This is a genomic window from Bradyrhizobium sp. USDA 4449, from assembly GCF_054056275.1.
In genome coordinates this window covers 1,455,521-1,467,975 of sequence record NZ_JBSRYD010000001.1, presented here as the reverse complement: position 1 = coordinate 1,467,975, position 12,455 = coordinate 1,455,521, and the positions used below count along the sequence as shown (strand labels likewise).

General features: G+C 65.6%; 13 protein-coding genes and 1 tRNA gene. 10 read left to right on the top strand and 4 right to left on the bottom strand.

Annotated elements, in window-relative coordinates:
• Window positions 1–29 precede the first annotated feature (29 nt).
• The 4 genes from ACVIIW_RS06995 to ACVIIW_RS06980 all read left to right on the top strand — a co-directional run bounded on the left by ACVIIW_RS06995 (window position 30) and on the right by ACVIIW_RS06980 (window position 4,408).
• Window positions 30–1,166: a 2'-deoxycytidine 5'-triphosphate deaminase gene (locus ACVIIW_RS06995; protein WP_456700075.1), complete on the top strand. Its 1,137-nt coding sequence runs from the start codon at window positions 30–32 to the stop codon at window positions 1,164–1,166.
• Window positions 1,167–1,221: 55 nt separating this feature from the next.
• Complete coding sequence (locus ACVIIW_RS06990) at window positions 1,222–1,626, top strand: PAS domain S-box protein (RefSeq protein ID WP_456700074.1); 405 nt, start codon at window positions 1,222–1,224, stop codon at window positions 1,624–1,626.
• A gap of 123 nt (window positions 1,627–1,749) precedes the next feature.
• Window positions 1,750–2,802 (top strand): hypothetical protein, encoded by a 1,053-nt coding sequence (locus tag ACVIIW_RS06985; protein WP_456700073.1) that lies wholly within the window; start codon window positions 1,750–1,752, stop codon window positions 2,800–2,802.
• Window positions 2,803–2,968: 166 nt separating this feature from the next.
• Complete coding sequence (locus ACVIIW_RS06980; RefSeq protein WP_456700072.1) at window positions 2,969–4,408, top strand: MATE family efflux transporter; 1,440 nt, start codon at window positions 2,969–2,971, stop codon at window positions 4,406–4,408.
• Here ACVIIW_RS06980 and ACVIIW_RS06975 read toward each other — a convergent pair.
• The 4 genes from ACVIIW_RS06975 to ACVIIW_RS06960 all read right to left on the bottom strand — a co-directional run bounded on the left by ACVIIW_RS06975 (window position 4,405) and on the right by ACVIIW_RS06960 (window position 6,742).
• Window positions 4,405–4,833, bottom strand: coding sequence for a hypothetical protein (locus tag ACVIIW_RS06975; protein ID WP_456700071.1), 429 nt, complete (start codon window positions 4,831–4,833; stop codon window positions 4,405–4,407). The two genes, ACVIIW_RS06980 and ACVIIW_RS06975, sit on opposite strands and share 4 nt — an antisense overlap.
• 113 nt (window positions 4,834–4,946) lie before the next feature.
• Complete coding sequence (locus ACVIIW_RS06970; RefSeq protein WP_456700070.1) at window positions 4,947–5,342, bottom strand: SRPBCC family protein; 396 nt, start codon at window positions 5,340–5,342, stop codon at window positions 4,947–4,949.
• Between the two features lie 146 nt (window positions 5,343–5,488).
• Window positions 5,489–5,848: a VOC family protein gene (locus ACVIIW_RS06965; protein ID WP_456700069.1), complete on the bottom strand. Its 360-nt coding sequence runs from the start codon at window positions 5,846–5,848 to the stop codon at window positions 5,489–5,491.
• A 54-nt stretch (window positions 5,849–5,902) separates the two neighbouring features.
• Window positions 5,903–6,742, bottom strand: a complete 840-nt coding sequence (locus ACVIIW_RS06960) for a helix-turn-helix transcriptional regulator (RefSeq protein ID WP_456700068.1) — start codon at window positions 6,740–6,742, stop codon at window positions 5,903–5,905.
• A 317-nt stretch (window positions 6,743–7,059) separates the two neighbouring features.
• On the opposite strand from ACVIIW_RS06960, the gene ACVIIW_RS06955 reads away from it, so the two are divergent.
• From ACVIIW_RS06955 to xylA, 6 genes are all read left to right on the top strand, one after another.
• Window positions 7,060–7,133: transfer RNA gene (locus tag ACVIIW_RS06955), tRNA-Gly, on the top strand.
• Between the two features lie 170 nt (window positions 7,134–7,303).
• Window positions 7,304–7,885 carry a helix-turn-helix domain-containing protein gene (locus tag ACVIIW_RS06950; protein WP_456700067.1) on the top strand — a complete coding sequence of 194 codons (582 nt, stop codon included), beginning with the start codon at window positions 7,304–7,306 and terminating at the stop codon, window positions 7,883–7,885.
• A 97-nt stretch (window positions 7,886–7,982) separates the two neighbouring features.
• On the top strand, window positions 7,983–8,447 hold the full coding sequence (locus ACVIIW_RS06945; protein WP_456700066.1) for a GNAT family N-acetyltransferase: 465 nt from the start codon (window positions 7,983–7,985) through the stop codon (window positions 8,445–8,447).
• 89 nt (window positions 8,448–8,536) lie between these two features.
• Window positions 8,537–9,595 (top strand): LacI family DNA-binding transcriptional regulator, encoded by a 1,059-nt coding sequence (locus ACVIIW_RS06940; RefSeq protein WP_456700065.1) that lies wholly within the window; start codon window positions 8,537–8,539, stop codon window positions 9,593–9,595.
• 73 nt (window positions 9,596–9,668) lie between these two features.
• Complete coding sequence (xylB, locus tag ACVIIW_RS06935; protein ID WP_456700064.1) at window positions 9,669–11,126, top strand: xylulokinase; 1,458 nt, start codon at window positions 9,669–9,671, stop codon at window positions 11,124–11,126.
• Complete coding sequence (gene xylA, locus ACVIIW_RS06930) at window positions 11,123–12,445, top strand: xylose isomerase (protein WP_456700063.1); 1,323 nt, start codon at window positions 11,123–11,125, stop codon at window positions 12,443–12,445. Before xylB ends, xylA begins: the two co-directional genes overlap by 4 nt.
• The last annotated feature ends 10 nt before the right edge of the window (window positions 12,446–12,455 follow it).

The following is a 12,455-nucleotide window of genomic DNA, read 5'->3' as shown; positions in this document are numbered from 1 at the left end:
TAAAAGGCTGGCATTTCCCGCATGTCCGGATGCATTTGACCCCCGATGAGGACCCACGGTTGACGTTCACGGTTGCCGCCGACGCCAATGGTATCCTGCCCGACCGCATGATCGCGGCGATGGCGGAAGCGGGCCTCATCCTGCCCGCATATGATTTCGTCGAAAGCCAGATCCAGCCGGCGAGCCTCGATCTGCGTCTCGGCGACATCGCCTACCGCGTGCGTGCGAGCTTCCTGCCCGGCCCCGGCGCCACCGTCGCGGAGCGCATCGACCAGCTGAAGCTGCATGAATTCAGCCTCGCTGACGGCGCGGTGCTCGAGACCAACTGCGTCTACATCGTGCCGCTGCTGGAAAGCCTCGCGCTGCCGCCGGAGATCGTTGCGGCCGCCAATCCGAAAAGCTCGACCGGGCGGCTCGATGTCTTCACCCGCGTGATCGCCGACGGCACCCGCCGTTTCGACATGATCGGCGCCGGCTATCACGGCCCGCTCTATGCCGAGATCAGCCCGAAGACGTTTCCGGTCCTGGTGCGTGAGGGTTCGCGCCTGTCGCAGGTGCGCTTCCGCACCGGTGACGCCATCCTCAACGCCGACGAACTCGATGGCTTGCACGCCACCGAGCGTCTCGTCGACATCGACGATGCCGATCTCACCGGCGGCGTTGCCGTCTCGGTCGATCTCTCCGGCGAGAACGGCAGTGGCTTCGTCGGCTACCGTGCCAAGCGCCACACCGGCGTCGTCGACGTCGATCGTCGCTCCGGCTATGCAGTGGAAGATTTCTGGGAGCCGATCTCGGCCCGTCCCGACGGCAGCCTGATCCTCGATCCCGGCGAGTTCTACATCCTCGCCTCGAAGGAAGCCGTGCAGGTCCCGCCCGATTACGCCGCGGAGATGGTGCCGTTCGACCCCCTGGTCGGCGAATTCCGCGTGCACTATGCCGGATTCTTCGATCCGGGCTTCGGCTATGCCGGCGCCGGCGGGCAAGGCGCACGCGCCGTGCTCGAGGTGCGCTCGCGCGAGGTGCCGTTCATCCTCGAGCACGGCCAGATCGTCGGCCGTCTCGTCTACGAGAAGATGCTGGCGCGCCCGGACGCGATGTACGGCCAGCGCATCGGTTCCAACTACCAGGCGCAGGGCCTCAAACTTTCGAAGCATTTCCGGGTGTAGCCCGATCCTGTAGCCCGGATGGCGCGAAGCGAAATCCGGGCTGCGAGGTGGCGAAATGATCGATCGACTCGACGCGAACATCCTCGACGACGTTGCCGACGCGCTCATCTATTCGGATCGCTCCGGCACGATCACGCGCTGGAATCGCGCATCCACGGCGCTGTTCGGCTTCTCGGCCGACGAGGCACTGGGTCAGAATCTCGATCTGATCATCCCCGAGCATCTGCGCGCCGCGCATTGGAAGGGCTTCGAGGCCGCGCTCGCCGGCGGTGCGATGAAGCTTGCGGGCAGGCCGACGCTGACCCGCGCGCTGCATAAGAGCGGACGCAAGCTCTACATCGAAATGACTTTTGCGTTGGTGCGTGATGCCGGTGGCGCCGTCCAGGGATCGGTCGCGATGGCACGTGATGTCACCGAGCGCGTCGAACGCGAGCGGGCGGCCAAAGCTGCGCACAATTAGGGCCTCGCAAGCTTCGTGATGCGGAATTGACGGGCCGCCGTGCAGGGCGCCCTGCACGCGCATCATGTTGCCTGCTACCAGTCGCAGTGACACACTCGATCAAAACGACGATCGGGAGTGAACATGACCGCCACCGCAGACGCCGCGCAAGCAGCGCAATGGAAATGCTGGCGCGCCATCGCCGATCTCTACCACGCCTACTTCACCGGCCTCATCCTCACCGTGGTGACGCGGCGCGGTACGGCGGATGCCGCCGAATTCGTCTTTCGCGTATTTCGCCGCCAGCAGCTGGAGCGCTTCCTGCCGGGGCTCAGGAAGCTCGGCATCGAGCATCTGCCGCCGGCAGTCGCTGCCGCGCAATATCACTATCTCTCGAACTGGATCGGCGGCGTGCATGTCGAATACATGTATGAGAGCGACACCAAGGCCTGGATCCGCTATCCTCCACCGCGTTGGATCTGGAAGGGCACCGCGATCTGCGGCGTGCCGGGCGAGGTCTCGCGCGCCATGCTGAGGGGCTGGCACGCCAACAACGGCGTCGCGCTCGGCGATCTCAGGCTGGGCTTCGTCTGCACCAAGCAGAGCGTCGACGGGCAGGACGGGTTGGAGGGCTATTATCATCAATACGACCATCCACTCGAGCTCGACCAGCGCCTGGTGTTCGCGCGGCATCTCGAAGCGCCGTTGTTCGATGCGAAGAACGCGCCGGCTTTGCCGGTTGCGAGTTGGCCGAAGCCGCGGCTGGAAAAGGCCCATCGCAACTATGCCATGGAATATGTGCGTACGGCGGCACCGGTGATGGTGCAGCTGTTCGGGCCGGAAGATGCCGGCTATCTCCTGCACCTCACCGGCAAGCTGATCGGCATGCAATATTTCGAAGAGGTTGCGGCCGCCCTGTCGATGACAAGAGGTGGCGCGAGCGAGTTCGCATCCTTCCTCAACGCGCTGTTCGCCGCGCAGGACGACGCGGCCGAGACCAGGCAATCCGAAGCCAGCTTCGAAATCCGCCAGCAGAGCTGGAAGTTGATGGACGACGTCGCCGACCATCATCGCGCTTGCGCCAAGGTGCTGGAGGGGCTGTTCGAGGGGCTGGCTGCCGGATGCGGCCGGCATATCGGGGTCCACCTGCGCCCGGCCGTAGATGACAGGCCGCCGCTGATCTGGACGATCAGCTAATTCCACCACTTGAAATGCGCTGCCGCAGGGCACGCCTGCACCTGACGCAGGAGGAATCGGCAGCCAGCGTGCTAACAGTGACGTATCGCGCCTCTCGCGCGAGCAAATTGATTGGCGCACCCATGCATTGCCGCGCCGCGAATGGCGCCTGTACCCGGGAGAGGAAATGACTGAGATCGCCGAGATCCCGGTCGATGTGCAGGAACGTCCGCTGCCGCGGCCACCGCGCCCCGCGCGGAGTGCGCTGACCGACGGGCCGATCCTGCGCACGCTGCTCTCTCTTGCCTGGCCGAACGTAGTCGCTTTGTCCGCCGGCACCTGCGTGGTGATCGCGGAGACCTCCTATATCGGACGTCTTGGTGTGGAGGCACTGGCTGCGATGGCGCTGGTGTTTCCGACCGTGATCCTGACCATGACCATGTCGGGCGGTGCAATGGGCGGTGCTGTCGCCTCCGCCATCGCACGTGCGCTCGGCGCCGGCGATCGTGAACGGGCCGGGACGCTCGCCGCGCATGCGCTGTTGATCGGCATCAGTTTCGGCCTCGTGTTCATGCTCTCCATGCTGCTCTTCGGGCCGCAGGTGCTCACGATGCTCGGTGGCCGCGGCAATGTGCTGGCGCACGCGATCGCCTACACGCAGGTTTTCTTCGGCGGCGCCGTGCTGCCGTGGCTGCTCAACACCATGGCCGGCGTGCTGCGCGGCACCGGCAACATGAAGCTGCCGTCGCTCCTGATCCTCAACTCCGCGGTCTGGCAGATCGTGCTCGGCGGCTCGCTGGGCCTCGGGCTCGGGCCCTTCCCGCAACTCGGCATGCGCGGGGTCGCGGCGGGCGCGCTGATCGCCTACTCCATGAACATCTGCGTGATGGGCTGGTATCTGTTTTCCGGCCGCGCCCGCGTCGTGCCGAAGCTGCGTGGGTTGCGCATCCAGTGGTCGATGTTCTTCGACATCCTGAAGGTCGGCGCCATCGCCTGCTTCTCGCCGCTGCAATCGGTGCTGACGATCTCGATCTTCACCCACATGCTGGCGAAGTTCGGCACCGCGATCCTCGCCGGTTACGGCATCGGCGCACGGCTCGAATTCCTGCTGACCTCGATCGCATTCTCGTTCGGAATCGCCTCCGTGCCGATGATCGGCATGGCGGTCGGCGCCGGCCGTATCGGCCGCGCGCGGCGCATCGCCTGGATCGCGGGCGCGAGTGCCTTCGTTGCCGTCGGTGCGCCGGCCTGCCTCGTCGCCCTGTTCCCCGATCTCTGGGTCGACATCTTCACCGACAGCCCCACGGTGCGCGCGACCAGTCATCAATATCTGTCGACCGTGGCGCCGTTCTACGCGTTCATCGGCCTTGCCTCGACGATGTACTTCTCGTCGCAAGGTGCGGCCAAGGTCATTGGCCCGGTGCTGGCGCAGACTGCACGGCTGATCTACATCGCGACCTGCGGCTGGTGGCTGTCGACACACGAGGCGACGGCGCAGAACTTCTTCTGGCTCGCCGCGAGCTCGATGGTCGTGCTCGGCCTGCTCTCATCGTCCAGCGTGGTGCTGACCCGCTGGGGGCCGCGCGAAACGAAGCCGGCCGTCCAGCCAGTGCTGGTTGCGGACTAGCGATGCTTGTGGCGGCGATGCCCGCCGCCGGCGACATTGGCGAGCCGCATGATCTGCGGGATCATCGCCATTATGTCGCCGCCGCCGGAGCCACCGAGCATGCCCATGATGTCGCCGCCGCCCGCGGGCGCGTAGCCGCCGTAATTGGGCACACTGAGCCCGCCGCCACCCATCAGGCCACCTAACCCGCCGCCGCCGTTCTCCATCATGCGGCTCATCATCGGGCCCATGGTCTGCATCATCATGGCAAAGCGGCGCTTGCCCATCTTCGCCTTCATCATCTCCAGCATCGGCGCCATCTGGGTCATCATATCCTCGCCGCCGGCAGCGCTGCCGAGGAACTGCGCCTGGGCCGGCGAGCTCGCGACCGAAAACAGCAGCAGCACGGCGGCTGCCTGACAGATCACCTTGTCCGCACCTCTCATGGCATGCTCCTCGCGTGCGTGGCCCCGCTGGGAGAGCGAGGCCGTCAGGACGCACGCGAATATGGTTACGGCCGATGCGGGCGGACCTCTGTGAGATACGTCACGCAGGCGCGCTAGTTCGTGGGAAACGCCTTGTGCATGGCGCTCACCGCCGCTTTCGTCTGCTCCTGCACATAAGCCGCAAGTTCGTTGGGCAGCATGTCGACAATCCAGACCAGGCGGCAATCCGCGTCACCCTCGGCGATCACTTGCACCGAGGCGCTGTAATGCTTCAATCGCTCGCTGTTGATCGCATAGACCAGCCGCCGTCGCGCATCGTCGCAATCGACCAGCACCTCGCGCGCGACCGAGCCGTTGGCGAAAGTGACGATGCGCGTGTCACCGTCGAGCGAGCAAGCCGTGACAAAGCCCGGCACCAGCCGCTGATGCAGCGCGCCGAAATCGCGCACCGCGTCCCAGACGTCGCGGGCCGGGGCGGGGAGGGAGATGTCGTTGCGGATGGAGGCCATTGGAAAACTGTCCTTGATTTCGGCAGGTGGTCGCCAAGCCCTGCGTCATTGCGAGCGCAGCGAAGCAGTCCAGAAATGTCTCCGTTGAAACAGTCTGGATTGCTTCGTCGCAAGGGCTCCTCGCAATGACGGAGTTCGTGGCCAGCTCACGTACAAACCGCCTCGACATTATTGCCATCAGGATCGATCAAGAACGCCGCGTAGTAAGTCGGGCTATAATCCTTGCGCGGTCCCGCGCCACCATTGTCGTGGCCGCCGCTTTTCAGCCCCTCGCGATGAAATGCCTTCACGGAATCGTGGTCCTTGGCGCGAAACGCGATATGCATGCCGTCGGCCTTGCGGCCCTTGTTCAGATGCAGCCAGAGGGCCGGCTCGCCCTTCGGCCCGAAGCCGGCATAACCGTCGCCGCTCGAGCACAGGACGTAGCCGAGCGGCGCCAGCACCGCCGTGTAGAAACGCGTGGCGGCGTCGAGGTCGGCAACGCGCAGTCCGATATGGTCGTACATGGTCATCTCCATTGCGAAGCGCCGCTCAGTGGCGCGCGATGGAGATGATCCTAGTCAATTGAGTGCGAACCGCTCTTGGAGAATCTTGCGCTCGCCCTTTGCGGCCTGCCGGAACCGGGTCGGCGACAGGCCGGCGGCGCGATGGAAGGTGCGGACGAAGTTGGAGAGGTCGCCGAAGCCGACGTCATAGGCGATGTCGGTGACCGCGAGATCGTCGTCACTGAGCAGGCGCGCCGCATGTCGCAGCCGCGAGCGCACCAGATATTGATGCGGGGTGACGCCGAGCACGTTGGAAAACAGCCGCAGGAAATGGAACGGGCTCAAACCTGCGAGGCGCGCGGCCTGCTCAAGGTCGATTCCGGCATGTGAGTTGTCGTCGATCCACAGCGCGGCCTCCACGGCGCGGCGGCGGTCGCGCGCCGTGGGCGCCACCCGCTTGCGCGGCTTGCCCGAAACCATCTCGACAAAGCGCCCGGCGAGGATCTGGCCGACCTCGTCGAGGCCCAAGTCGCTGTTGCCATCTGCCGCCGTCTGGGCGAGTTCGCCCAGCACCATCAACTCGGGCAGCGGCGGCGCCGCGCCGACCTGCCAACACTCGCGTCGTCCGCCGAGGGCATCGACCAGGTCCTCGCTGAAGAAGAAGGAAAGGCAGACGTCGCCACAAACATGCTCGTGCGTGCAGGTGTATTCGTCGCCGGGTGCGCCGACCAGCAGTGACCCCGCCACCAGTTCAAAGAAGCCGGCGCGGCAATGGCAGCCAAAGCTTCCAGAGCGGACATAAGCGATGGAATGACCATCGCGGCATTCGGCAAACGGCTTGTCGGCCGGTCCCGCGTCGCAACGAAACTCGGAGACCGTCATCGACTGTGACGTCAGCAGCGTGGTCGCATCCATCAAAGGTATTTAGGAGGGCGAGCGCGGCGGGGCAACGGGCAGCAGCACCTCGAATAGCGTCTCGCTTTCGATCGGACGGGCGCCCTCGAGCCGCGCCGAAAGCGCCGATGGCCGTGTCGAACATTGCGTAAGCAGGCCGAACACGTGCACGCCCACCGATCGCACGTTCCTCACACCGGCGTGATCATAACACCGCCACAATCCGTCGCGCCTGGATTCTGACCAGGACGTTAACAACTGTCGCGCCCGGCACGCCAAACCGCTTGGCGACGGACACCGTCTCGGCTAATCAGGAGGGGCGCAGGACACGCGCGTAAGCGGGCGTAGTTCAATGGTAGAACGGCAGCTTCCCAAGCTGCATACGAGGGTTCGATTCCCTTCGCCCGCTCCAGACTTCCGCCGCTGCCATTTGCATTCGACCCAGCCGCCAGCCGCTCACGGCCGCGCCGAAATTCCAATATATTAGCCGCCGGCTCCCGGCACGCCCCGTCTCCCCGGCCTAAGCTCTTCCCGTCCGGCGGATGCGGTCCATGTGCCGGGCAATGTTCGGATCGGAAGACCATGGACCAGCAGAAACTCGATCGCGCGATCGGTCGCCGTTTGAAGACGTTGAGAACCCAGGCCGGCATGACCTTGAACGAGCTCGCGAGCCGCTCCGGTGTCAGCCGGGCCATGATCGGTCGGGTCGAGCGGGCGCAGAGCAGCGCCACCGCGGCGCTGCTCAACAAGCTCTGTTCGGCGCTCGATGTCTCGCTCAGCGACGTCGTCGCGCTGTCTGAGAAGCCGCCGGAGCGGTTGACGCGGCTTGCCGACCAGCCGCAATGGCGCGATCCGGATAGCGGCTACCGGCGCCGCCACGCCTCCCCGGTCGATGCGGCGAGCGGCATCGAGATCATCGTCGTCGACCTGCCTGCCGGTGCGCGGGTGCCCTACAGCCCCTGGGGCCGCAATGCCTTCACCCAGCAGCTCTTGATGCTGGAGGGCGCGGTTTGCGTGCATATCGATGCCAAGGCAGTGCGCCTGCGCGACGGTGACTGTCTCGACTTCGACGTGATGCGCGCGGTGATTTTTGAGAACGAAACCAAACAGGATGCCCGCTACGTCATCATCACCAGACGCGGCACCTCTTACGGGAAAATGTGATGCACCGATCGCACGGGGCGCCACCCATCCAGGATGCCGAAGATATCCTCGCCATCTCCATGCCGGAGCAACTCGCAGGTAGCTTGGAGTCATGACGATGCTGATTCGCATCGGCGACACCTTCGATCCGCGCGTCGTCGCGCTGCTCGACCACCACGTCGCGGCCGCGCGGGCCCAGACCGCTCCGGGCAGCGCGCATGCGCTCGATCTCGCAGGCCTTCGCGCCAGTGACGTCGCGTTCTGGACCGGCTGGGATGGCGAGGCCCTGGTTGCGACCGGCGCGCTGAAGACGCTTTCGGTGGACCACGGCGAGGTGAAGTCGATGCACACGCTCCAGACTACGCGCCGGCGCGGCTTTGGTGGCCTGATGCTCCGCCACATCATCGCCGAGGCGCGCAGGCGTGGCCTCAAGCGGTTGAGCCTCGAGACCGGCTCGTGGGACTATTTCAAGCCGGCGCACGCGCTCTACCAGGCCCACGGTTTCGTACCGTGCGATCCGTTCGCGGCCTATGTCGAAGACCCCAACAGCCTGTACCTGACACTTGATCTGGCCCACTCGTAGCTGACGCCCGCGCAACCGGGAATCGAAATTCCGGCCCTGTCCCTCAAAATGAGTTGCGCACCTCAAAACACCTCTGCTAGCCTTCAGCCATGGCCGAAGACACTGCCTCCGCTGCGCTGACGCTGAAGGACATCGCCCGCGAGGCCGGTGTCAGCCTGGCGACGGTTGATCGTGTCCTGCACAAACGGCCCGGCGTGCGGCCGGATACGGTCCGGCGCGTGCTGGAGACGATCGAGCGGAACGCCTTCCAGCCCCATGTTGCGGCCGCCGAGCTCGCCCGCGGCCGTGCCCGCCGCTTTGCTTTCGTGATGCCGACCGGGGCCAACCCGTTCATGCTGCAGATCCAGGCCTATCTCGGCGAGATGTCCGGCTGGCTCTCCGCGCGCCGCCTGGCCGTCGAGATGGTCATCACCGACGTGTTCGACCCCTCCGTGCTGGCGGCCTCGCTGGAGCAGCTCGTCGGCAGCGACTATGACGGCATCGCCGTCGTCGCGCTCGACCATCCGAGCGTGCGTGCCGCCATCAACGATCTCGTCGACAGCGGCGCCAAGGTCGTGACACTGGTGTCGGACGTGCCGTCCTCGCGTCGTCACCATTATGTCGGCATCGACAACATCGCCGCCGGCCGCACCGCCGGCGCGCTGATCGGCCGCCTTGTCGGCCCGGGACATGGCTCAACTCCGGGCAAGGTCGCCATCATCGCGGGCTCGCAGGGCCTGCGCGACCATGCCGAGCGCATTTTTGGCTTCAACCAGGTGATGGCGACGGAATTTTCGCACCTCGAGATCCTGCCTCTGCTCGAAGGGCGCGACGAGGACGACCGCTCCGAGCAGCTGATATCCCGGCTGCTCGCCAAGCATCCTGATATCGTCGGCCTCTACAATGTCGGCGCCGGCACGCAAGGCGTGGCCAAGGCCCTGACCGAGGCCGGCCGCGAGAAGCAGATCGTGTTCATCGCCCACGATCTCACGGCGATGACGCGAAAATTGTTGCTGCAGGGCACACTGGACGTCGCGATCTCGCAGAATCCGGGACATGAGGCGCGCGCCGCCGTGCGCGTGCTGCTGTCGCTTGCGCGTCAGGAGCCGATCTTGAGCGAACAGGAGAATATCCGCATCGACATCTTGATGCGGGACAATCTGCCGTAGCGGCAGTCGAAAAGAGGACGGCCCGTGGAACAGGCGACGGAGATCGCCGAGCGGGCCAGCAAGGGAGGACGAATTGGATCTCGGACTGGATATCGGCACGTCCGGTGTGAAGGCGGTGCTCGTGAACGAGGTTGGCGCGGTTGTCGCGACGGCCGCGCGCGAGCTTGCGCTGTCGCATCCGCAGCCGCTGTGGTCCGAGCAGGATCCGGATGCCTGGGTCGAGGCATCGATCGGCGCCATCGACGATCTCGCTGTCACCCATCCGCGTGATGTCGCCGGCGTGCGCGGTATCGGGCTGTCAGGCCAGATGCATGGCGCGACGCTGCTGGGTGCGGATGGACGCCCGCTGCGCTCGGCGATCCTCTGGAACGACGGCCGCTCGCATGGCGAATGCGTCGAGCTCGAGCGCCGCTGCCCGTCGCTGCATGCCATCGCCGGCAATCTGGCGATGCCCGGCTTCACCGCGCCCAAGCTGCTTTGGGTCGCACGGCACGAACCCGATATTTTCAAGCGCGTCACCAAGGTGCTGCTGCCGAAAGCCTATGTGCGCTATCGCCTCACCGGTGAGATGGTCGAGGACATGTCGGACGCCGCCGGAACGCTGTGGCTCGATGTTGGCAGACGCAACTGGTCGGCGGAGCTGCTTCACGCCACCGGGCTCGACCTGCATCACATGCCGCGCCTGGTCGAAGGCAGTGAGGTGAGCGCGGTGCTTGCTGGCGAATTCGCGCAGCGCTGGGGCATGGCCAAGAACGTGGTCGTTGCCGGCGGCGCCGGCGACAATGCGGCGAGCGCGATCGGACTTGGCGCGATTGCGCCCGGCGATGCCTTCCTCTCGCTTGGCACCTCCGGCGTGATCTTCCGCGTCACCGACAATTTTGCGCCGGCGCCCGAAGCGGCTGTGCACGCCTTCTGCCATGCGCTGCCCGGCCTCTGGCACCAGATGGGTGTGATGCTGTCGGCGGCGGCCTCGCTCGCCTGGCTCGCCGATGTGATGGAGGTCCCGGCCGCGACGCTGCTGGCGCCGCTGGGCGAGCGCGTTGACGGTCCGAGCCCGGTCAAATTCCTGCCCTATCTCGATGGCGAGCGCACGCCGCACAACGATGCCGCCGCGAGCGGCGCTTTCGTCGGCTTGCGCGGGGCGACCGGCCGCAACCAGATCGTCCAGTCCGTGCTTGAAGGCGTCGCCTTCGCCGCGCGCGACAATCTGGCGGCGCTGAGTGCTGCGGGAGGGGCGATCACCGAGGTTGATCTCGTGGGCGGCGGTTCTCGCTCGCCGTTCTGGGCGCAGATCTGCGCCGACGTGCTCGGTATTGATGTCCACCGTGTCGAGGAAGGCGAGGTCGGCGCCGCGCTCGGTGCTGCCAGGCTCGGCCGGCTCGCCGCCACCGGCGAAAATCCCGCGCGGGTCTGCACGCGTCCGCGCCGCCTTGCGACATTCACACCAAACCCATCGCGCACTGCGGCCTATGACGAGGCCTATCAGCAGTGGCGCAAGCTCTATCCCGCGCTGAAGGAGTTATCCCTGTGAACACGTTACCAAAATTCTTCGGCGCAGCCGACCCGGTCGCCTACGGCGGCAAGGACGCCAAGAGCCCGCTGGCGTTCCGCTGGTACGACAAGGACCGAATGGTCCACGGCAAGCGGCTCGAGGATCATCTGCGCTTCGCGGTCTGCTACTGGCATTCGTTCTGCTGGCCCGGCGGCGATCCCTTCGGCGGCGAGACGTTCCTGCGCCCGTGGCACCACGGTTCCGACGCCATGGCGATGGCGCGCGCCAAGGCCGACATCGCCTTCGAACTGTTCCGCCTGCTCGACGTGCCCTTCTTCACATTCCATGATGTCGATGCAGCGCCGGAAGGCGCGAGCCTTGCCGAGTCGGTCGCCAACCTCAATGCGATCGGCGATGTCTTCGAGAAGAAGATGGCGTCAGCGAAGGTGCGGCTGCTGTGGGGCACCGCGAACCTGTTCACGCATCGTCGCTACATGGCGGGTGCGGCGACCAATCCCGACCCCGATATCTTCACCTATGCCGCCGGCCAGGTCCGCGCCGCGCTCGAGCTGACGAACCGGCTCGGCGGGCAGAACTATGTGCTGTGGGGCGGCCGCGAAGGCTACGAAACTCTGCTCAACACCGATCTCAAGCGCGAGCTGGACCAGCTTGGCCGTTTCGTCTCCCTCGTTGTCGAGCACAAGCACAAGATCGGCTTCAAGGGGCCGCTCCTGATCGAGCCCAAGCCGAAGGAGCCGACCAAGCATCAATATGATTTCGACGTCGCCACCTGCTACGGCTTCCTGCAGCGTTATGACCTGCTTGACGACGTCAAGCTCAATATCGAGCAGAACCATGCCATCCTCGCCGGCCATTCCTTCCAGCACGAGGTGGCGCTGGCCCAGGCGCTCGGCGTGTTCGGCTCGCTCGACATCAACAGAGGCGACGACCTGCTTGGCTGGGATACCGACCAGTTCGCGATGAACGTGCCGGAGCTGGCGCTGGTGTTTCACGACATGCTGAAGGCGGGCGGCTTCTCCACCGGCGGTCTCAATTTCGACGCCAAGATCAGGCGTCAATCGATCGATCCAGACGATCTCATCCACGCCCATGTCGGTTCGATGGATGCCTGCGCGCGGGCGCTGATTGCCGCGGCCGACATGCTCGACGCCGAGGCGCTGACGAGGCCGCTCGCCGAGCGCTATGCCGGATGGACGAACAGTGAAGGGCAGGCCATCATGGCGGGGAAGCGCTCGCTCGCCGATCTCGCCGATCGTGCGCTCGCTTCCGGCTTCGATCCGCAGCCGCGGTCGGGCCGGCAGGAATATCTGGAATCCGTCGTTAACCGGTACGTCTGAGCGAGGCCGA